Source organism: Microbacterium sp. 16-032, assembly GCF_041079455.1.
Classification (GTDB): Bacteria; Actinomycetota; Actinomycetes; order Actinomycetales; family Microbacteriaceae; genus Microbacterium; species Microbacterium testaceum_A.
Genome location: NZ_JBFYGQ010000004.1, coordinates 362,217 through 381,031, shown reverse-complemented (window position 1 = coordinate 381,031; position 18,815 = coordinate 362,217). Strand labels below are relative to the sequence as shown.

Here is an 18,815-nt window from a genome sequence, read left to right as displayed (position 1 = left end):
TGGCGTCGAAGGTTTCGGTCTCGGCGGGGGTCGCCTCAGGGGCGGTCTTCGCAGTCGCGCCACACGGGCACGAGAAGTCAGCGGTCACAGGAACGCCTCGTCGTCACGGCAGACAGCGCATTCGGCGGCGGTCTGCGGGTGATCCGGGGCGAGGACGTGGGCGAGCGTCAGGATGCGCCGCTTTATCTCGCCACCGTCGTAATCCAGGTCGCTGCGGAACTGCTCGGCGGCGGCGTCGGCGAAGCGCTCAACTGGAGTGCGCTCGGGGTCCACCATGTCGGCCACCTCGGCGTCAGTGACCGTCCCGTGCGGGCGGACCTCGGCGGCGGCAGCCAGCGCGCGACGGGCGACATGCTCCGCCTTTTTGCGGTCGTACGCATAGGTCTGCTTCTCGAACCCCCCGGGCGTCTCCCCGACATAGCCCGAGAAGATCGCCCGCGCGGCGGCTTCGACCGCCAGCGCTTCGCGTACGTCGTCGGCGGGCGGGGTGGACAGAGCGTCGATGAGCGCCTGCGCTTCGTCCAGCAGGGCTCGTGTCGTGGGCGAGCACACGCCGCTGTTGCGGAGGTGGTCGAAGCGCTTGATCAGCTCGGTGATGTCCGCGGCGCGGGGGCTCATCGGAGTGCCCCGGCCATGTTGGTGTCGCTCACGACGACGTCGGCGACAGCACGGGTCCCGTCCGAGAGGAGGTGCGGGATGGTGAGGATGATCACCGCGTCTTCCGGCATCCACTGGACCCGGTTGTCGGCGTACCGCTGGTCGAAGGGGGTGGTGCCCCACACGTGGCGGGCGAGGGTCATGATCGTGGGATGGTCCAGCCACTTCGCGGACTGGACGAACACACCGGCCAGGAGGTCGGCGGGGGTGGTGCGGCCACCGTCGCCGTAGAACTCGGCCCAGATGGCGTACGCACGGTCGTGCAGGTCAGCGCGGGTCAGGTGCCGCGCGTGGTTCTCGAGGGTGGTGAGGAGTGCTCTGGCGGTCGATGCTCTGAACTGCGCCTCGACGTCGTCTAGGTAGGTGAGGACGCGGACACGCTGCACGTCCTCGTCGAGGTGCGCCGTCACGTCGGAGAGCGCCGCCTTGCGAGCCTCAGCGCAGGCGGGGCACGCGGTGAGCGTGCCGAACGGGTGCTGCTCGCAGAACTGGGTGGAGGTGATGGGATCCGTCATGATGTGCCCTTCGGTTCGGATCGGGAGATGGTGGGAGGTCAGCGGCCCCGGCGTGCACGGAGACGGCGGAGGATCGCCGGGGTGAGCCATGCGGCCCAGACCGCGAGAGCGGTGGGGACGAAGAACCAGGTCGGGAGGTCGTCGGGATTCGTCACGACGAGCCCTCGCGGGTCTGCACGCGGGATGCCGTCACCCACTCGTCGATCTCCGACTCGAGATAGACGACCGTGCGCTGGCTGGGCTTGTAGTAGGCAGGTCCGCGCCGGTTCTCGCGCATGTCCGTGAGGATGGTCTTCGTCATCCCCGGGACGCGCTCGCACACCTGCTCGGGCGATAGCCAGACAGGCTGCTCCACGGGCTTGCGCAGCGCCGTCACGTTGCTCACTTGCCCGCCTCCGCGGCGCGCGCCTCGTCCGAAGAGCGGAGGACGAACAGCGAGTCGAACGATGCGTGAGGGAAAGCGGCCGCGAGCTTGGCCAGGAACTCGTTCGACGCGACCGTCTCGCCCTTGCGCACTCTTCGCAAGGTGGAGTCGTCGACGCCGATCAGGCGCGCGAATTCGGCGTCGGTGGGGATGCCGTGAGCGTCCCGGAGCTTGTCGAGCCGCTCGGGATCGACCGAGAGATAGTGGGTTCTTGCACCCGGGCTAGTGGCTTGCATGCGTGCCACCGTACGCCACTGCGGGTTCACGTGCAAGCCCTTTGCACGCACGCACGCCAGCCGCGTTCCCCAACCCCGGGAACACACACGCGCGCACGCATAGTGCGTGCACGCGTGCACCGTGGCGTGTACGGTTGCCTCGTGGACAACGACAGCACGTGGGCCGATTACGTCCAGACCAACAGCAACGGTGATCAGAAGAGCGTCATCGCGGGAAAGGTGGGGGTCGACCCCGCGACCGCGGGCCGCTGGGTGCGCGGAGCGGTAACCGCGCAGCCGCTTCAGGTGATCGCCTTCGCGCGCGCGTATGGGCTCAATCCAATCCCGGGCCTTATCGCCGCTGGATATCTGACCGCCGACGATGTCGCAGAAAATGTGACCATCGAGACGCCGCAGGGACTCGAGGGCATCGCTACTCACGCCCTCGTCGACGAGCTCGAACGTCGCATCGAGGTGATGTCCGACTACGCCGGCTGGGTAGACGCGATCGTCAACGGCAAACGCAGCCCTGCAAACCTCGGCGCCAGCGCGCTCCGCTACCTCGACCCCACCCGCCCGCCATCCTCAGTGCGCGGCGAAGACTTCGCTGAGGTCCTAGCTCCTCACGTGACCCAGACGGCCACGATCGGCGACTCCCCCGTCTTCGGCATTGTCGACGACCTCGCCGCCGCCCGCGGGCGCCGCAATGTCGGAACCCCCGCGCAGGATGATGAGGCGCCGGTAAAGCAGCCACCCGCAAAGCAGCGGACCGCAGCGAAGAAGGGCATACGTAAGGCTGACCGCGCACCGCACGCCGAATGAGGGGGCACGAGGTGAAGGCACTACTGCAGTTCGCAGCCGCACGGGGCATCCGCGTGCACGCCGCTCACCTCGAGCCCGGAGTCCTCGGCGAGTGGTACGCCGACGAGGGCGAGATCTACTTCGACCTCGCCCTCACCCCGAACGAAGCGACCTCCGTCGTCGCGCACGAGCTCGGCCACGCCCACTATGGCCACGCCTGCGAGGACGATGCGGATGCGGAGACGCAAGCCGACGAGTACGCCGCACGGCTGCTCATTGACCCCGCCCGCCTGGCCGCACTCGAGCGCGACGGAGCAACCCTCCACGACATGGCCGAAGACCTGCAGGTGACGGAAGAGCTCGTCGACGTCTACCTGACCCGCTGCCTTACTCGCGTCCGCGGGATCACATACGCACACGCCCGCATGGGCGTCGGCCAATGGGCGCATCGCGTCCGCTTCATCAGCTAACGGAGCCCTCCCATGGCAGGATCCATCCAGGCCTACGACACCGCCAAGGGTCGTCGCTACCGCGTCCGCTACACCACCCCCAGTGGCAAACGCACCGACAAGCGCGGGTTCAAGACGAAGCGCGAAGCGGAGATCTTCCGCGCCGAGGTCACGGTCTCCGTCGCCTCGAACACGTTCCTCGATCCCACGCTCGGCAAGAAGACCGTCACCACGTTCGGTGAGCAGTGGAAGTCTGGCCGCTTGGCCCGACTCAAGCCTTCAAGCCGCAACACGATGGAGACCTCGTGGCGTGTGCACGTGCAACCCAAGTGGGGGGCTCGTGGCGTCGCGAGCATTCGAGCCTCGGAGGTAGAGGATTGGGTGAGCTCGCTTCTTACTGCCACAGCCGACCGGAAGGCTCTAAGCGCGCAGACCGTCCGACGCTGCGTCTTCGTTCTATCCAGCGTCCTGGCCATCGCCGAGCGCGACGGCATTCTCCGGGCGTCCCCGACTAAAGGCGTGGCACTGCCCGCCAAGCAGCCCAAGCCGAAGCGATATCTCACGCATGCTCAGGTCGAGCGTCTGGCTGCCGCCGCGCCGGGTCACGAAACACTGATGCTTCTCCTCGCGTACAGCGGCCTACGCTGGGGCGAAGTCTCCGCACTACGCGTCCGCCACCTGGACATGCTTCGCCGACGCATGCTGGTCGAGGAGAATGCCGTGCTGGTAAAAGGCGTCTACGAGATCGGCACACCGAAGCACGGGCACGCGCGCGAGGTTCCAATCCCGGTGTTTTTGGCACCGAGCATCGCGCGCCATTGCGAGAACAAGGGCCGGGACTCGTTCGTCTTCTCTGACGGACCAACCCCGATGACCTACCCGCACCGCACCTCAGGTTGGTTCACGCGCGCAGTCGCCGCGGCGCAGGCCGCGGACGTCACCTTTCCGACGATCACGCCCCACGACCTGCGCCACACGGCAGCCTCCCTCGCCATATCCGCCGGCGCCAACGTGAAAGCGGTTCAGCGGATGCTCGGGCACGCGTCGGCCGCCATGACGCTCGACGTATACGCCGACCTATTCGACGACGACCTCGAGGCCGTGGCCGTGGCGATGAGCGTCGCGCGTCAGGCGGCCGTCTCTTAGTTCTTGTCGCGCGGCGGGTTCGGGTCGTTGCCGTAAGAGTTCTTCTGCCCGATGCGCCCATCCATGTTCTTGATGGTGTGCTCGGTGTTGCGCTCCTGCGCCATCTGGCGGCCCACCGCTTGCTGCTCCGCCTTCGTGCCGCCGACGTGCGCAGCTCGCGAGCTGCCCTGCACCTTCGACTTCCACTGACCGTCCTCGTGGTACGTCTCAACGCCCATGTCCTGCGCCCTTCATTTCGGTGTTTCTCTTGGTGCTCACCCACAAATGTGGGCAAAACGTGGGCAAGCCCCCTGCCTGGCGCTCGTGTGAGCGTCCGACAGGGGGCTTGTCGTTGTGGTTCATCTCAGATCAAATCCGACTCTGACCAGGCGTTCATCAGAAGTCCCAGTCGTCGTCTTCAGTGGCCTCAGCCTTGCCGATGACGTACGACGAGCCCGACCCGCTGAAGAAGTCGTGGTTCTCGTCGGCGTTCGGCGACAGGGCCGAGAGGATCGCGGGGTTCACGTTCGTGACCGACGCGGGGAACATCGCCTCGTAGCCGAGGTTCATCAGCGCTTTGTTCGCGTTGTAGTGAAGGAACTTCTTCACGTCTTCGCTCAGTCCGACCGAGTCGTACAGGCTCTGCGTGTAGCCCACCTCGTTGTCGTAGAGCTCGTACATCAGCGAGAACGTGTAGTCCTTGATGTCGTCGCGACGGGCCTGGTCGACCGTCTCGAGACCGCGCTGAAACTTGTAGCCGATGTAGTACCCGTGCACGGCCTCGTCGCGGATGATGAGGCGGATCAGGTCGGCCGTGTTGGTGAGCTTCGCCCGGCTCGACCAGTGCATGGGCAGGTAGAAGCCCGAGTAGAACAGGAACGACTCCAGCAGGGTCGAGGCGACCTTGCGCTTGAGCGGGTCATCTCCTCGGTAGTAGTCCATGACGATACGCGCCTTCTTCTGAAGGAACTCGTTCTCGGTCGACCAGCGGAACGCCTCGTCGATCTCTTTCGTCGAGCACAGCGTCGAGAAGATCGACGAGTAGCTCTTCGCGTGCACCGACTCCATGAACGCGATGTTCGTGTAAACGGCCTCCTCGTGCGGGGTGAGCGCGTCGGGGATGAGCGACACCGCACCGACCGTGCCCTGGATCGTGTCGAGGAGCGTGAGCCCCGTGAACACGCGCATCGTGAGCGTCTGCTCCTCGGGGGTGAGCGTGTTCCACGACTGGATGTCGTTCGACAGCGGCACCTTCTCGGGCAGCCAGAAGTTGTTCACCAGACGGTTCCAGACCTCGAGGTCCTTGTCGTCCTGGATGCGGTTCCAGTTGATGGCCTGCACGTGGTTCAGCAACTGCAGCTTCTCAGCCATGTCGTTCCTGTGTCCTTGATCGATGGGTGGTCAGCGGGTCAGAGCATGCACGAGACGCACTCGGTCATATCGGTGCCCTCGAGCGCCAGCTGACGCAGACGGATGTAGTAGATGGTCTTGATGCCCTTGCGCCACGCGTAGATCTGCGCCTTGTTGATGTCGCGGGTGGTGACGGTGTCCTTGAAGAACAGCGTCAGCGACAGGCCCTGGTCGACGTGCTGCGTCGCGGCGGCGTACGTGTCGATGACCTTCTCGTAGCCGATCTCGTACGCGTCCTGGTAGTACTCCAGGTTCTCGTTCGTCATGAACGGAGCCGGGTAGTAGACGCGACCGAGCTTGCCTTCCTTGCGAATCTCGATCTTCGAGGCGATCGGGTGGATCGAGCTCGTCGAGTTGTTGATGTACGAGATCGAGCCGGTCGGGGGTACGGCCTGCAGGTTCTGGTTGTAGATACCGTGCGCCTGGATCGAGGCCTTCAGCTCGCGCCAGTCGTCCTGCGTGGGGATCTGGACCCCGGCAAAGAGCTCCTTCGCCTTGGCCGTCTGCGGCTCCCACACCTGGTCGGTGTACTTGTCGAAGAACTCGCCCGATGCGTAGGTGGAGTTCTCGAAGCCGTCGAAGGCCGTGCCGCGCTCGATCGCGAGGCGGTTCGAGGCCCGCAGCGCGTGGAACAGCACCGTGTAGAAGTAGATGTTCGTGAAGTCGATGCCCTCTTCGGAGCCGTAGTAGACGTGCTCACGAGCGAGGTAACCGTGCAGGTTCATCTGGCCGAGGCCAATGGCGTGCGAACGGTCGTTGCCGTCTTCGATCGAGCGCACCGAGGCGATGTGGCTCTGCACGCTGACCGCGGTGAGGGCCCGGATCGCGGTCTCGACCGTGAGGCCGAGGTCGCCGCCGTCCATCGCGAGGGCGATGTTCATCGATCCGAGGTTGCAGGAGATGTCCTTGCCGATGGTGTCGTACGAGAGGTCCTCGTTGTACGTGGTCGGCGTGTTGACCTGCAGGATCTCGGAGCACAGGTTCGACATGTTGATGCGACCGGCGATCGGGTTGGCCTTGTTCACCGTGTCCTCGAACATGATGTACGGGTAGCCCGACTCGAACTGGATCTCGGCGAGGGTCTGGAAGAACTCGCGCGCGTTGATCTTCGTCTTCTTGATGCGCGGGTCGTCGACCATCTCGCGGTACTTCTCGGTGACCGAGATGTCGCCGAACGGCTTGCCGTAGACCTTCTCGACGTCATACGGCGAGAAGAGGTACATGTCCTCGCCGTTCTTCGCGAGCTCGAAGGTGATGTCGGGGATGACGACACCCAGCGACAGCGTCTTGATGCGGATCTTCTCGTCGGCGTTCTCGCGCTTGGTGTCGAGGAAGCGGAGGATGTCGGGGTGGTGGGCGTTGAGGTACACCGCGCCGGCGCCCTGACGCGCGCCGAGCTGGTTGGCGTAGCTGAAGCTGTCTTCGAGGAGCTTCATGACGGGGATGATGCCCGACGACTGGTTCTCGATCTGCTTGATCGGCGCACCCGCTTCGCGGATGTTCGACAGCAGCAGGGCCACGCCGCCGCCGCGCTTGGACAGCTGCAGCGCCGAGTTGATGCCGCGGGCGATCGACTCCATGTTGTCTTCGATGCGGAGCAGGAAGCACGACACGAGCTCGCCGCGCTGCGCCTTGCCCGCGTTGAGGAACGTGGGGGTGGCCGGCTGGAAGCGACCCGAGATGATCTCGTCGACGAGCTGGACGGCCAGACGGGGGTCGCCGTCGGCGAGGGCGAGCGCGGTCATGACGACGCGGTCCTCGAAGCGCTCGAGGTAGCGCTTTCCGTCGAAGGTCTTGAGCGTGTAGCTCGTGTAGTACTTGAAGGCGCCGAGGAAGGTCTCGAAGCGGAACTTCGCGCCGTAGGCGCGGTCGTTGAGCTCCTGGATGAAGTCCATCGAGTATTTCTCGAGCACGGTGGGCTCGTAGTACTCCTTCTCGACGAGGTAGTCGAGGCGCTCCTTGAGCGAGTGGAAGAACACCGTGTTCTGGTTGACGTGCTGCAGGAAGTACTCCCGCGCCGCCCGCTTGTCGGCGTCGAACTGGATCTTGCCGTCGGCGTCGTACAGGTTCAGCATCGCGTTGAGGGCGTGGTAATCCATTCCCTCGAATCGCGCCTCGGTCTTGAAGTCCACGTCGGTCAGCTCAACTTCCACCATCGTTCCAATCCCTCGGTGACCCGCTCGACGTCGTCGGGCGTGCCGAATACTTCCAGCCGGTACAGGTGCGGCACGGCGCACTTGCGGCTGATGATGTCGCCGGCGAGGCAGAAGGCATCGCCGAAATTCGTGTTTCCCGCGGAGATGACCCCGCGGATGTTGCGTCGGTTCCGCTCCTCGTTGAGGAACCGGATGACCTGCTTGGGGACCGCGCCCTTCTCGACGCCCCGGCCGGCACCCCCACCGTATGTGGGGGTGACCAGCACGAAGGGTTCGTCGACGTGGAGGGGCGGATCGGTCGGCCGCAGCGGAATGCGCACGGCCCGCTTGCCGAGCTTCTCGATGAAACGCGCGGTGTTGCCCGACACGCTCGAGAAGTAGACCAGCAGCGGAGCCTCGGTCGCCGACAGGACAGTGCTCATGACGGTGGTCTGAGAGCCTGTCGCCGGATCAGGCGAGGCGCGAAGCGAGCTCGTCGATCTTGTCGGGGCGGAAGCCCGACCAGTGGTCCTCGTCGGTGACGACGACGGGTGCCTGAAGGTACCCGAGCGACTTGACCTGCTCGAGCGCCGTCGGGTCTTCGGACAGGTCGAGCACGTTGTACTCGATGCCCTTCGAGTCGAGTGCGCGGTAGGTCGCGGTGCACTGGACGCAGGACGGCTTGGTGTAGACCGTGATCGCCATGTCGTTCTCTCTCTCCCCTGGAAAAACTGTGTCCGGGCGGGCAGGGCCAGCCGGGACCTCAATACTACATATGGGGACGGACATCGGAAGGCACCACAAGGGGTAGTAGTTACATCAGTGTGATTTTCCACCGTCTCTCCCCATGTACAACACAGGTTGTCCACGATTTCATCCACAGATCGACCCCCTTCCCGGGTGTTGTTAACAGGCGCGATTCCGCGGTTCTCGCGGCTCCGCTCGATGTCTGTCCACAGGTCGGACGCTAGACGGGGGTTCCGACATTGCACAGGCGAGCGAAAACGTCCGTGGGCGTGTCGCGGCGTGTCGCGACGCGGCGGACGGACGGGGCCTCGGCGCATGTCGGAGGTCGGCTGTAGCGTTATCCGGTGGCCGGCTACCGCGAACTCCTTCGAACCCCAGGCGTGGGGCGCATCATCGCCGCGCAGTTGACGGCGCGTTTCCCCAACGGCATGACCAGCCTCGCCGTGCTCCTGCACATCGAGCACGTCACCGGTTCGTACGGCGCCGCCGGCCTCGTCCTGGCCGCCACGAGCATCGGCCAGGCCGTCGCCGGCCCCGTCACCAGCCGCTGGATGGGCATCTGGGGCATGCGCCGCGTGCTCACCGTCACGCTCCTCGTGTGCGCGGCGGCGATCGCGACCCTCGCCCTCATCGAGATGCCGCTCCCCCTCTACATGGTGCTCGGCCTCATCGCCGGCCTTTCCACCCCGCCCGTGCAGTCGGCGGTCCGCACCATCTACCCCAAGATGGTCAACTCCCAGCGGCTCACCCCGCTGTACTCGCTCGACGCCTCGTTGCAAGAGATCATCTGGGTCCTCGCACCGGTGCTCATCACCCTCGTGGCGACGCAGATCGGCACCGTCCCGGGTCTGCTCCTCGTCGTGGTCATCCTCCTCGGCGGGGGCGCGTGGTTCATCCTCAGCCCCGAGGTCGGCCGCGTGCGCATCCCGCGCAGCCGCCGCGGGCTCGGTCGCGTCCTGGCGAAACCGCCGGTCATCCTCGCCACCGCCACCGGGTTCCTCCTGATCGGCGCGTGCTCGGCGGTCGAGGCGGGCGTCGTCGCGACCTTCGACCACGGCGGGCTCGAGGCGGGTCTCATCCTCGCCGTCTTCGCCGTCGGCAGTCTCGCCGGTGGCCTGTCGTTCGGCCACATCCCCATCGGCCCCTGGGCGATGGCCCGACGTTTCGCGATCGTCGCCCTCGGGCTCTCTCTCACCGTCTTCTCGCTCAACGCGTGGTGGATCGGTGCGACCCTGCTCGTCGCCGGTGCCGGCATCGCGCCGGCGCTGGCCGTGATGTTCGCCATGACCTCGGCGAGCGTCCGCTTCAGCGAGACGGCCGAGGCCTACGGCTGGATCGGCACGGGTCAGCTCATCGGCGCGGCCGCGGGCTCGGCCGTGGCGGGCTTCCTCGTCGACGGGGTCGGCCCGACCGGCGCGTACGTCGCCGCGGCCGGATTCGCGGTGCTCGGCTTCGTCGTCGCCGCGGTTTTCGTCCGTGGATTCCCCGATCTCCGCCACCGCGACGCGAGCCCCATCCCCGACACCGAACCGGTGCCCACCATCACCTGAGCGGATGCCGGGGCGCGGCATCCCGTGTCGGAACGCCCCGACGGGCGGGTCAGTGCGTGCGTCGCAGCAACTCGAGCACGGCGAGTGCGTACGCATCCGCCGGGGCCGGGTGGTCGAACACCAGCGTCGACCCGCCGATCGAGATCTCGACTTCGTAGGTGTCGGACAGTCGACGCAGGGAGCGGAAGGTCGAGCGCAGCATCTCGCGCAGCTGCGACTCCGACGGCAGCCACAGCGCGTCCTCGGTCGCGACCGAGTCGAGCGCCCATTCCGTCGTGCCGTTGAACGCGAGGATCCGACCCGTGGGGTAGTCGCGCGGCTCCACCGTCATGTCGCTGACGGTGAAGACGTCGGCCTCGAACTCCGGTTCGTCGAGCTGGAAGCGGTCACCGGATCGCGGGTGCCACACCAAGCCGGCCTCGCGCAGGGCCTGGGCCATCTCGGTCGAGATCATGGCATCCATTCTGGGGGCGTTCTGTGACGACGGGTCGGCGGCGCTGCGCGCGGACGGAGCAAGATGGATGCCATGCCCTCTCCCGTGACCCTTCCGCAGCTCGCCTGGGGCGACCCGAACGGACCGCAGGCCCTGCTCGCCCACGGACTCGGCTCCGACGGAGCCCTCATGTGGCGGTACGGCGTCGCGCTGGCCGAGGCGGGGTGGCGCGCCGTTGCCGTCGACCTCCGCGGGCACGGAGACGCACCGCGCACCCTCGACTACCGCCTGTCGGCGTACGCGGCTGATCTGCGCGGGACGACGCCCCCGCGCGGCGGGGCGTGGGACGCGGTCGTCGGGCACTCCCTCGGCGGCGCCGCATCGACTCTCGCCGCGTCCGAGAGCCCGGGGTGGACCCGTCGCCTCGTGCTCATCGACCCCGCCATCCTCTTGTCGGAGAAGGACCGCGCGATCGTCCGCGCGAGCCAGGAGCAGTCGTTCGACGACCCGAGCATCGCCGCCGTCCGGGCCGCGCATCCCGACTGGCACCCGATCGATGTCGAGTTGAAGGCACGAGCGACGACGCGCGCGAGCCGGTGGGCCGTCGAGCAGACGAGCCTGCAGAACGCCGTGTGGGACGTGCGCGCGGCGGCGGCCGCGCTGTCGGTGCCGACGCACGTGGTCGGAGGCGATCCGGCGGTGCACTCGATCTTCACGGGCGAGCTCGCGGCCGAGGTCCTCCGCAATCCCGTCGTGACGATGAGCGTCGTCGACGGCGCCGGCCACTCTCCGCATCGCGACCGGCCGGAGGCCGCGGTGGCCGCCGTCCTCGACGCCCTGCGCTGACCCGCGCATACGCGTTTCGCGCCGCGATGCCACCCCGCCCGCGATGTCGGTGGGGCCGAGCAGAATGGATGCCATGACCTCGTTCGATCCGGCTCGGTACCTGCCCGACGACCTGCTCGCGCGCACCCGTGAGCGCGCCGTGGTGCACGACCGCGAGAACACGTTCCCTCATGACGACCTCGACGAGCTGCGGGAGGCCGGGTATCTCGGCATCCTGGTGCCCACCGAACTCGGCGGAGCGGGGCTGAGTCTCGCCGAGGCATCGCTCCTGCAGCAGCGCCTCGCGGGCGCGGCCCCGGCAACGGCCCTGGCGGTGAACATGCACCTCGTGTGGACCGGCGTCGCGAAGGTGCTGAGCGATCGCGGGCTCGACGATCTCGCCTTCGTCCAGCGCGGCGCGGCCGCGGGTGAGGTGTTCGCCTTCGGCATCAGCGAGGCGGGCAACGACCTGGTCCTGTTCGGCAGCGACACCGAGGCTCGCCCCGACGGGCGGGGCGGCTACACGTTCACGGGGACGAAGATCTTCACCTCGCTGTCCCCCGTTTGGGACCACCTCGGTGTGCACGGGCTCGACGAGATCTCACCCGAGGGCCCCCGCATGGTGTTCGCGTTCCTCGACCGCAGCGACGACGTCGTCGCCCGCGACGACTGGGACACCCTCGGCATGCGCGGCACGCAGAGCCGCACGACCGAGCTTCGCGGTGCGCACGCTCCCGCCGACCGCGTCATCCGCCGCGTCGTCCCGGGGCCCCAGCCCGATCCCCTCGTGTTCGGCATCTTCGCCGTCTTCGAGATCCTGCTGGCCTCCGTCTACACGGGCATCGCGCGGCGGGCCATCGACCTCGCGGTCGAGGCGGCGACCTCGCGCCGGTCTAAGAAGACCGGGACCACTTACGCGAACGACCCCGACATCCGGTGGCGCGTCGCCGATATGGCGCTCGCCTACGACGCGCTCCCGCCGCAGTTGGCCGCGCTCGCCTCCGACGTCGACACCCTCGTCGACCACGGCGCGCGCTGGTTCACCCTGCTGTCGGGCGTGAAGTACCGCGCCGTCGCCATGGCGAAAGAGGTCGTCGACGACGCCATCCTCGTCGGCGGCGGTTCGGCGTACTTCTCGCGCCACGAGCTGAGCCGGTTGTACCGCGACGTCCTCGCCGGCATGTTCCACCCCTCCGACTCCGAGTCGGCGCACTCCACCGCGGCCACGGCCTGGCTCGGGCCGGTGACCGACTGATGGCGCGCACGCCGACCCGGGCGCTGAGCCCGGCCGATCAGGAGCGCCGCCGCGCTCTCCGGGTGATGAAGGGGGTCGCTCTCGGCGCGCTGATCGCGATGGCCCTCGTCTTCGCCGTGTCGTTCTCGCTGCAGCGCGAGGTCGAGTGGCTGCAGTACGTCCGCGCGGCGGCCGAGGGCGGCATGGTGGGCGCCCTGGCCGACTGGTTCGCTGTCACCGCGCTGTTCCGGCACCCGCTGGGCCTTCCCATCCCGCACACGGCGATCATCCCGCGACGAAAAGACGAGATCGGGCGCCAGCTGGGCGAGTTCGTCGAGACGAACTTCCTCGAGGGCGACGTCGTGCGCACGAAGCTCGAGTCCACGCCCCTCTCGGCGCGAGCCGGGGCCTGGCTCGCCGATACCGCACACGCCGACCGCGTGGCCGCCGAGGGCGCGACGCTCGCGTCGAGCGTCCTCACCGCACTGAGTGACGACGACGTGCAGGGTCTCATCGAAGACCTCGCCCGCGAACACCTCCTCTCCCCCGACTGGGGCCCCTCGATCGGCGGATGGCTCGAACGCGTCGTCGGCTCGGGTGCTCACCACGGCGCCGTGGATCTCGCCCTCGACAACATCGCGGTCTGGCTCGGCAACAACCGCGACACGTTCCAGGGCCTGGTCTCGCGTCGACTCCCGGCCTGGGTGCCCAGCATGGCCGCACGGCTCGTCGACGACACCGTGTACCGCGAGGCCGTGCAGTTCGTCGACGCGGTGCGCGCCGATCCTCGGCACCAGGCGCGGGGTGCGATCGACGGCTATCTCGGGCGACTGGCCGACAGCCTTCAGCATGACCCGGCGACGATGGTGCGTCTCGAGGAGGCGAAGGCAGCGGTCTTCGACAGCCCGCGGGTGCGGCAGTTGGCGGCCGATGCCTGGAACACCGCTAAGGCCGGACTCCTGCGTTCGCTCGCCGACCCCGAGAGCGCCCTGCGTCGCCGCGCCTCCGCCGCCCTCGCCGAGGTCGGCGTCCGCCTGCAGCGCGACGAGGCCCTGCAGAAGAGGGTCGACGGCTGGGTCACCGATGCGGCGGTGTTCGTCGTGGGGCGGTACCGGCACGACATCGCGTCGATCATCACCGACACGGTCGAACGCTGGGACGCCGAAGAGACCACCGAGAAGATCGAGCTCATGGTCGGGCGCGACCTGCAGTACATCCGTCTGAACGGCACGATCGTCGGTGCTCTCGCGGGTCTGGTCATCTTCACGGTCGCCCACCTGGTGTGGGGATCATGACGGTTCGCGCACTCGCTGGCCGAAACCTCTCGCGTCGCGCCGCCCCTCGCCGCCGCCGCGTGAGTAGCCTGGTGCGCGTGAGCGACGGTTCGGGCACGGAGTCCCTCTTCACCTACGGGACGCTGCAGCTGCCCGAGGTGCAGCTCGACACCTTCGGTCACCGCGTCGAGGGCGCAGAAGACGCCCTGGCCGGCTATCGCCTCGAGTGGACCGACATCGCCGACGAAGGGGTTGCGCGCCTGTCCGGCCTCGACCGGCACCCGATCCTGCGCCGCACCGACGACCCGCGCGACCGCGTGTTCGGACGCGTGCTGCGCGTGACGCCCGAAGAACTCGACGCCGCCGACGAGTACGAGGTCTCGCTCTACCGCCGCGCCTCCGTCGTCCTGGCCAGCGGCATCCGCGCCTGGGTCTACGTGGCCGCATGAGCGCCCTGTCCGTCGACCCGCTCTGGCCGCGCGCAGGGGACTGGCCCGCCCCCGATGAGAAGACGGCGCCGGATGCCGTCCTGCTCGGGATCCCCGCGTGGCGCACGTCCCTCTCCCCGACCGGCGCGGGCGAAACACCGGCGGCCGTGCGCGAGGCTCTCCGGCGCTTCTCGCCGACGGTGCTCGGCCCCCCGCCTCTCGATCTCACCGCCGCACTGACCATCGCGGACGCCGGTGACGTCGACGACCCCGACGGGCGTGACGGCGAGGCGCGCGTGCGCGCAGCCGTAGCGGCGCTCTCGGCGGCCCGTCTGGTGATCGCCCTCGGCGGGGACAACTCCGCCACGTACGGTGTCGCCCAGGGACGCGGAGTCGGGGGTCTGATCACCCTCGACGCGCACTTCGATCTCCGCGACGGAGAGTCGAACGGCTCCCCCGTGCGGCGACTCATCGCCGACGGTCTCGACCCGCGCCGCATCGTTCAGATCGGCATCGCCGACTTCGCGAATTCGGCGGCGTACGCGCAGCGCGCTCTCGACGCGGGCATCACCGTCATCACGCTCGACGAGGTGCGTCGCCGCGGCATCGACGAGGTCGTTGCCGAGGCGCTGCGCATCGCCCGCGGCACGGGCGTATCGCCGGCGAACGGACCCGTGGAGTGGGCGGGCGGCCACGCGGTCGCGTCCTCGACCGATGACCCGACGACCCGGACCTCCGCCCCCGCGCCGGGCCATGCCGCGGCAGCGGCCTCCGGCATCCACCTCGACATCGATGTGGACGTGTGCGACCGCTCGGTCGCCCCGGGCTGCCCCGCGAGCGTCCCGGGCGGACTCGCCGCCTGGGAGTTGCGCGCCCTCGCGCGCGGGTTGGCCCGAGACCCCGGCGTGACGAGCGCCGACATCGTCGAGGTGGATGCCACGGCAGACACTCCCGACGCCCGCACCGTGCGACTGGCCGCGCTGTGCGTTCTGGAGCTCCTGGCAGGAATGGCGGAAAGACGATGATCCAATTGGTTCTGGCGCGGCATGCGAAGTCGGACTGGGCCGACGAGGGGCTCGACGACCACGACCGTCCGCTCAACGACCGCGGCCGACGCGATGCACCGGCGATGGCCCGGACCGTCGTGCGCAAGGGCGTCCGCCCCGAGGTCGTGCTCTCGAGCACGGCGCTGCGCGCCCGAGAGACCGCCGAGGCGTTCGCTCGCGCGTTCGATGCCGAGGTCGTCGAGCACGCCGAGCTCTATCTCGCCGAGCCCGCGCAGCTGCTCGCCTCCGCGCGCGCCGCGGGAGTCGACGAGGTGATGGTGGTCGCTCACGACCCCGGGATGAGCGCCCTCGTGTCGCGCCTGGCCGATCGCGACGAACGCATGGTCACGTGCGCGGTGGCGATCTTCACGTGGCACGAGGGAACGTGGGACGACGTCGACGCCACCCCTCCCGACGAGTTCGAGCTGCTGACGCCCTGAGGCCGGCCGCCCGCCGTCCGCCCGCCCTGTCTCAGACCTCGGCCCCGTCCTTCCAGACGGTCCGCACGAGGGGCACACCCGGCCGATAGGCCAGGTGCACGCGGGTCGGGGCCTCGAGCAGCACGAGGTCGGCGCGCGCGCCGGGATGAATCACGCCCACATCCGTGCGCCGCAGTGCCCGTGCGCCGCCCGCGGTGGCGGCCCACACCGCCTCGGCGGGCGTCATCCCCATCTCGCGTACGGCGAGGGCGATCATGAGCGGCATCGAGCTGGTGAAACTCGATCCCGGGTTGCAGTCGCTCGCGAGCGCGACCGTCACTCCCGCGTCGAGAAGGCGCCGCGCGTCGGGGTACGGCTGGCGCGTCGAGAACTCCACCCCCGGCAGCAGGGTCGCGACGGTGTCGGATGCGGCGAGCGCGGCCACATCCGCATCCGAGACGAACGTGCAGTGATCGACGGAGGCGGCATCCAGGGACACAGCGAGTGCCACCCCGTCTCCCGCGCCGAGTTGGTTTCCGTGCACCCGGATGCCGAGCCCCTTCGCCCGACCCGCCTCGAGCACGCGCCGACTCTGGGCGGCCGTGAACGCGCCGGTCTCGCAGAAGACGTCGACCCAGCGGACGAGCGGTGACACGGCGTCGAGCATCTCGCCCACCACGAGGTCGATGTACTCATCCGCGCGCCCGGCGAACTCGGGCGCGACGACGTGAGCGCCGAGGAAGGTGACCTCGTCGGTGACCTCCGCGGCGAGTCGCGCGAGCCGCAGCTCGGTCTCGACGTCGAGGCCGTAGCCCGTCTTGATCTCGAGCGTCGTCGTCCCCTGCGCGCGACACTCGGCGACGAGGGAGCGCAGGCGCTTGCGGAGTTCGTCGTCGGGGGCGGACCGTGTCGCGGCGACGGTGGTGCGGATCCCTCCCGCCGCGTACCGCTTCCCCTCCATCCGCGCTGCGAACTCCTCGGCCCGATCGCCGCCGAAGACGAGGTGCGTGTGGCTGTCGACGAATCCGGGGATCACGGCGCGACCGCCGGCATCGATCACCTCGATCCTCGCGTCGGCGGTGAGGCCCGCGGCATCCGGAACTTCGGTCGTCAGCCCCGTCCACTCCACGCGCCCCGCGCGCACGAGGACCGCCGCGTCGCGCAGCGTTCCGCACGGGTCGCCCGCGGCGGAGACGTTGGTGGTGAGCTCGCCGATGTTCGTCAGCAGGAACGCGCGTCCGGCTCCGTCGGCCCCCGCGTCCCCACCGGTCCGCTCCGAAGCACTCACCGCGTCGGCACCGGTCAGCGCGGAAGCGCTCACCACATCGGCACCGGTCAGCGCGGAAGCGCTCACCACATCGGCACCGTCAGGCCGCGCTCGGCCGCCACTTCGCGAGCGCGGTCGTAGCCGGCGTCCACGTGGCGCATGACTCCGGTGCCGGGGTCGTTGACGAGCACGCGGGCGAGCTTCTCGGCGGCGAGCTCGGTGCCGTCGGCGACGCACACCTGTCCCGCGTGGATGCTGCGGCCGATCCCCACCCCGCCGCCGTGGTGGATCGACACCCACGACGCTCCGCTCGCGGTGTTCAACAGCGCGTTGAGCAGGGGCCAGTCGGCGATGGCGTCCGAGCCGTCGGCCATGGCCTCGGTCTCGCGGTAGGGCGAGGCGACGGATCCCGCGTCGAGGTGGTCGCGGCCGATCACGATGGGTCCCGCCAGCTCGCCCGAGGCCACCATCTCGTTGAACTTCAGGCCCGCCAGGTGGCGTTCCTGGTAGCCGAGCCAGCAGATGCGCGCGGGCAGGCCTTCGACCTGCACCTGCTTTCCCGCCTTGTCGAGCCAGCGGTGCAGGGCTGCGTCCTCCGGGAAGAGTTCGGCGACGGCCCGGTCGGTCTTGGCGATGTCTTCGGGGTCTCCCGAGAGCGCGACCCAGCGGAACGGTCCCTTGCCCTCGGCGAACAGCGGGCGGATATACGCGGGCACGAAGCCCGGGAACGCGAACGCCCGGTCGTACCCGCCGAGCTCCGCCTCGCGGCGGATCGAGTTGCCGTAGTCGAACACCGCCGCCCCGGCATCCTGGAATCCCACCATCGCCTTCACATGGGACGCCATGCTCTCGCGCGCCCGGCGGGTGAAGTCCTCGGGGTCACGGGCGGCTTCGGCCTGCCATTGATCGAGCGAGACGCCGACCGGCAGGTACGACAGCGGGTCGTGCGCGCTGGTCTGATCGGTGACGATGTCGATCCGGATGCCGCGGGCCAGAAGCTCCGGGAACACCTCGGCCGCGTTGCCCTCGACGCCGACCGACAGCGCCTCACCCGCCTCGCGTGCCGCGCTCACCCGTTCGATGGCCGCGTCGAGATCGGGAGCGACCTCGTCGAGGTAGCCGTGGGCGACGCGGCGGTTGAGGCGCGTGCGGTCGACGTCGACGATGAGCACCGCTCCGCCGTTCATCGTGACGGCGAGCGGCTGCGCCCCGCCCATGCCGCCGCACCCGGCGGTGAGGGTGAGGGTGCCGGCGAGCGACTCGCGGCCGAGCGAGGTGGCGACGGCCGCGAACGTCTCGTACGTACCCTGTAGAATGCCCTGCGTGCCGATGTAGATCCACGACCCGGCCGTCATCTGCCCGTACATCGTGAGCCCCAGCTCTTCGAGTCTGCGGAACTCGGGCCACGTCGCCCAGTCGCCCACGAGGTTCGAGTTCGCGATGAGCACGCGCGGCGCCCACTCGTGCGTGCGGAATACGCCCACCGGCTTGCCCGACTGCACGAGCAGGGTCTCGTCGGGCTCGAGCTCTTCGAGCGTGCGCACGATCGCGTCGTACGCCTCCCACGACCGCGCCGCCCTGCCCGTGCCGCCGTAGACGACCAGGTCGTCGGGACGCTCGGCGACCTCGGGGTCGAGGTTGTTCATGAGCATGCGCTTGGCGGCCTCGGCGCCCCAGCTCTTCGCGGTGCGCTCGGAGCCGCGCGCCGCGCGGATCGGAGAGCGGGGAGCGGATGCCGGGACCCCGGCGGTCGTTGCGGCTGCGGCCTCCGTCCCCGGTCCCGCAGCCGTTGCGACCTCCGGTGCCGGGGCGGCTTCGGGCGTGGTGGTGTCGGTCATGGCGGATCTCTTTCGATCGGGGC

22 protein-coding genes are annotated in these 18,815 nt (G+C 68.8%); 10 read left to right on the top strand and 12 right to left on the bottom strand.

Annotation, left to right across the window (positions count from 1 at the left end):
* Positions 1–84 precede the first annotated feature (84 nt).
* The 4 genes from AB6V31_RS10595 to AB6V31_RS10580 all read right to left on the bottom strand — a co-directional run bounded on the left by AB6V31_RS10595 (position 85) and on the right by AB6V31_RS10580 (position 1,832).
* Positions 85–618 carry a hypothetical protein gene (locus tag AB6V31_RS10595; protein WP_369365524.1) on the bottom strand — a complete coding sequence of 178 codons (534 nt, stop codon included), beginning with the start codon at positions 616–618 and terminating at the stop codon, positions 85–87.
* Complete coding sequence (locus tag AB6V31_RS10590; RefSeq protein ID WP_369365522.1) at positions 615–1,172, bottom strand: hypothetical protein; 558 nt, start codon at positions 1,170–1,172, stop codon at positions 615–617. The genes AB6V31_RS10595 and AB6V31_RS10590 overlap by 4 nt, the downstream gene beginning before the upstream one ends.
* Positions 1,173–1,323: 151 nt before the next feature.
* Positions 1,324–1,557: a helix-turn-helix transcriptional regulator gene (locus tag AB6V31_RS10585; protein WP_369365521.1), complete on the bottom strand. Its 234-nt coding sequence runs from the start codon at positions 1,555–1,557 to the stop codon at positions 1,324–1,326.
* On the bottom strand, positions 1,554–1,832 hold the full coding sequence (locus tag AB6V31_RS10580; protein ID WP_295821618.1) for a helix-turn-helix transcriptional regulator: 279 nt from the start codon (positions 1,830–1,832) through the stop codon (positions 1,554–1,556). The genes AB6V31_RS10585 and AB6V31_RS10580 overlap by 4 nt, the downstream gene beginning before the upstream one ends.
* Before the next feature lie 141 nt (positions 1,833–1,973).
* Between AB6V31_RS10580 and AB6V31_RS10575 the strand changes: the two genes are divergently transcribed.
* From AB6V31_RS10575 to AB6V31_RS10565, 3 genes are read left to right on the top strand one after another with little or no spacing between them, the layout of a single operon-like run.
* Positions 1,974–2,633 (top strand): hypothetical protein, encoded by a 660-nt coding sequence (locus AB6V31_RS10575; RefSeq protein ID WP_369365519.1) that lies wholly within the window; start codon positions 1,974–1,976, stop codon positions 2,631–2,633.
* A gap of 11 nt (positions 2,634–2,644) precedes the next feature.
* Complete coding sequence (locus AB6V31_RS10570) at positions 2,645–3,082, top strand: ImmA/IrrE family metallo-endopeptidase (RefSeq protein WP_369365518.1); 438 nt, start codon at positions 2,645–2,647, stop codon at positions 3,080–3,082.
* A 12-nt stretch (positions 3,083–3,094) separates the two neighbouring features.
* Positions 3,095–4,207: a tyrosine-type recombinase/integrase gene (locus tag AB6V31_RS10565; RefSeq protein WP_369365516.1), complete on the top strand. Its 1,113-nt coding sequence runs from the start codon at positions 3,095–3,097 to the stop codon at positions 4,205–4,207.
* On the opposite strand, the gene AB6V31_RS10560 is transcribed toward AB6V31_RS10565, so the two are convergent.
* From AB6V31_RS10560 to nrdH, 5 genes are all read right to left on the bottom strand, one after another.
* Complete coding sequence (locus AB6V31_RS10560) at positions 4,204–4,425, bottom strand: DUF2188 domain-containing protein (protein ID WP_369365515.1); 222 nt, start codon at positions 4,423–4,425, stop codon at positions 4,204–4,206. The two genes, AB6V31_RS10565 and AB6V31_RS10560, sit on opposite strands and share 4 nt — an antisense overlap.
* Positions 4,426–4,582: 157 nt before the next feature.
* Positions 4,583–5,557 carry a class 1b ribonucleoside-diphosphate reductase subunit beta gene (nrdF, locus tag AB6V31_RS10555; protein WP_369365514.1) on the bottom strand — a complete coding sequence of 325 codons (975 nt, stop codon included), beginning with the start codon at positions 5,555–5,557 and terminating at the stop codon, positions 4,583–4,585.
* A 38-nt stretch (positions 5,558–5,595) separates the two neighbouring features.
* The gene (nrdE, locus tag AB6V31_RS10550) at positions 5,596–7,752 is read right to left on the bottom strand and encodes a class 1b ribonucleoside-diphosphate reductase subunit alpha (protein ID WP_056228978.1); all 2,157 of its coding nucleotides are present in this window, start codon (positions 7,750–7,752) and stop codon (positions 5,596–5,598) included.
* Entirely contained in the window at positions 7,734–8,174 is a 441-nt protein-coding gene (gene nrdI, locus AB6V31_RS10545; protein WP_056228982.1) for a class Ib ribonucleoside-diphosphate reductase assembly flavoprotein NrdI, read from the bottom strand. The genes nrdE and nrdI overlap by 19 nt, the downstream gene beginning before the upstream one ends.
* A gap of 28 nt (positions 8,175–8,202) precedes the next feature.
* Positions 8,203–8,436: a glutaredoxin-like protein NrdH gene (gene nrdH / locus AB6V31_RS10540; protein WP_056228987.1), complete on the bottom strand. Its 234-nt coding sequence runs from the start codon at positions 8,434–8,436 to the stop codon at positions 8,203–8,205.
* Between the two features lie 386 nt (positions 8,437–8,822).
* On the opposite strand from nrdH, the gene AB6V31_RS10535 reads away from it, so the two are divergent.
* Positions 8,823–10,028: an MFS transporter gene (locus AB6V31_RS10535; RefSeq protein WP_056228990.1), complete on the top strand. Its 1,206-nt coding sequence runs from the start codon at positions 8,823–8,825 to the stop codon at positions 10,026–10,028.
* 49 nt (positions 10,029–10,077) lie between these two features.
* Here AB6V31_RS10535 and AB6V31_RS10530 read toward each other — a convergent pair whose 3' ends face one another.
* Positions 10,078–10,482: a pilus assembly protein CpaE gene (locus tag AB6V31_RS10530; protein WP_074696714.1), complete on the bottom strand. Its 405-nt coding sequence runs from the start codon at positions 10,480–10,482 to the stop codon at positions 10,078–10,080.
* Positions 10,483–10,554: 72 nt separating this feature from the next.
* Between AB6V31_RS10530 and AB6V31_RS10525 the strand changes: the two genes are divergently transcribed.
* The 6 genes from AB6V31_RS10525 (at position 10,555) to AB6V31_RS10500 (ending at position 15,708) form a co-directional block, all read left to right on the top strand.
* Entirely contained in the window at positions 10,555–11,307 is a 753-nt protein-coding gene (locus AB6V31_RS10525) for an alpha/beta fold hydrolase (RefSeq protein WP_369365511.1), read from the top strand.
* A gap of 73 nt (positions 11,308–11,380) precedes the next feature.
* Positions 11,381–12,541 carry an acyl-CoA dehydrogenase family protein gene (locus AB6V31_RS10520; protein WP_369365510.1) on the top strand — a complete coding sequence of 387 codons (1,161 nt, stop codon included), beginning with the start codon at positions 11,381–11,383 and terminating at the stop codon, positions 12,539–12,541.
* On the top strand, positions 12,541–13,815 hold the full coding sequence (locus AB6V31_RS10515; protein ID WP_369365508.1) for a DUF445 domain-containing protein: 1,275 nt from the start codon (positions 12,541–12,543) through the stop codon (positions 13,813–13,815). Before AB6V31_RS10520 ends, AB6V31_RS10515 begins: the two co-directional genes overlap by 1 nt.
* A 77-nt stretch (positions 13,816–13,892) precedes the next feature.
* A complete protein-coding gene (locus AB6V31_RS10510) occupies positions 13,893–14,243 on the top strand; it encodes a gamma-glutamylcyclotransferase family protein (RefSeq protein ID WP_056229800.1) in 351 nt (116 codons plus the stop codon).
* Positions 14,240–15,247, top strand: a complete 1,008-nt coding sequence (locus AB6V31_RS10505) for an arginase family protein (protein ID WP_369365507.1) — start codon at positions 14,240–14,242, stop codon at positions 15,245–15,247. The genes AB6V31_RS10510 and AB6V31_RS10505 overlap by 4 nt, the downstream gene beginning before the upstream one ends.
* Positions 15,244–15,708 carry a histidine phosphatase family protein gene (locus AB6V31_RS10500; RefSeq protein ID WP_369365505.1) on the top strand — a complete coding sequence of 155 codons (465 nt, stop codon included), beginning with the start codon at positions 15,244–15,246 and terminating at the stop codon, positions 15,706–15,708. Before AB6V31_RS10505 ends, AB6V31_RS10500 begins: the two co-directional genes overlap by 4 nt.
* Positions 15,709–15,739: 31 nt before the next feature.
* Here the strand turns inward: AB6V31_RS10500 and hutI are convergent, their stop codons facing one another.
* Both hutI and AB6V31_RS10490 read right to left on the bottom strand, forming a co-directional pair.
* Entirely contained in the window at positions 15,740–16,975 is a 1,236-nt protein-coding gene (gene hutI / locus AB6V31_RS10495) for an imidazolonepropionase (protein ID WP_369365718.1), read from the bottom strand.
* A gap of 62 nt (positions 16,976–17,037) precedes the next feature.
* Positions 17,038–18,792: a urocanate hydratase gene (locus tag AB6V31_RS10490; RefSeq protein ID WP_369365504.1), complete on the bottom strand. Its 1,755-nt coding sequence runs from the start codon at positions 18,790–18,792 to the stop codon at positions 17,038–17,040.
* Between the last annotated feature and the right edge of the window lie 23 nt (positions 18,793–18,815).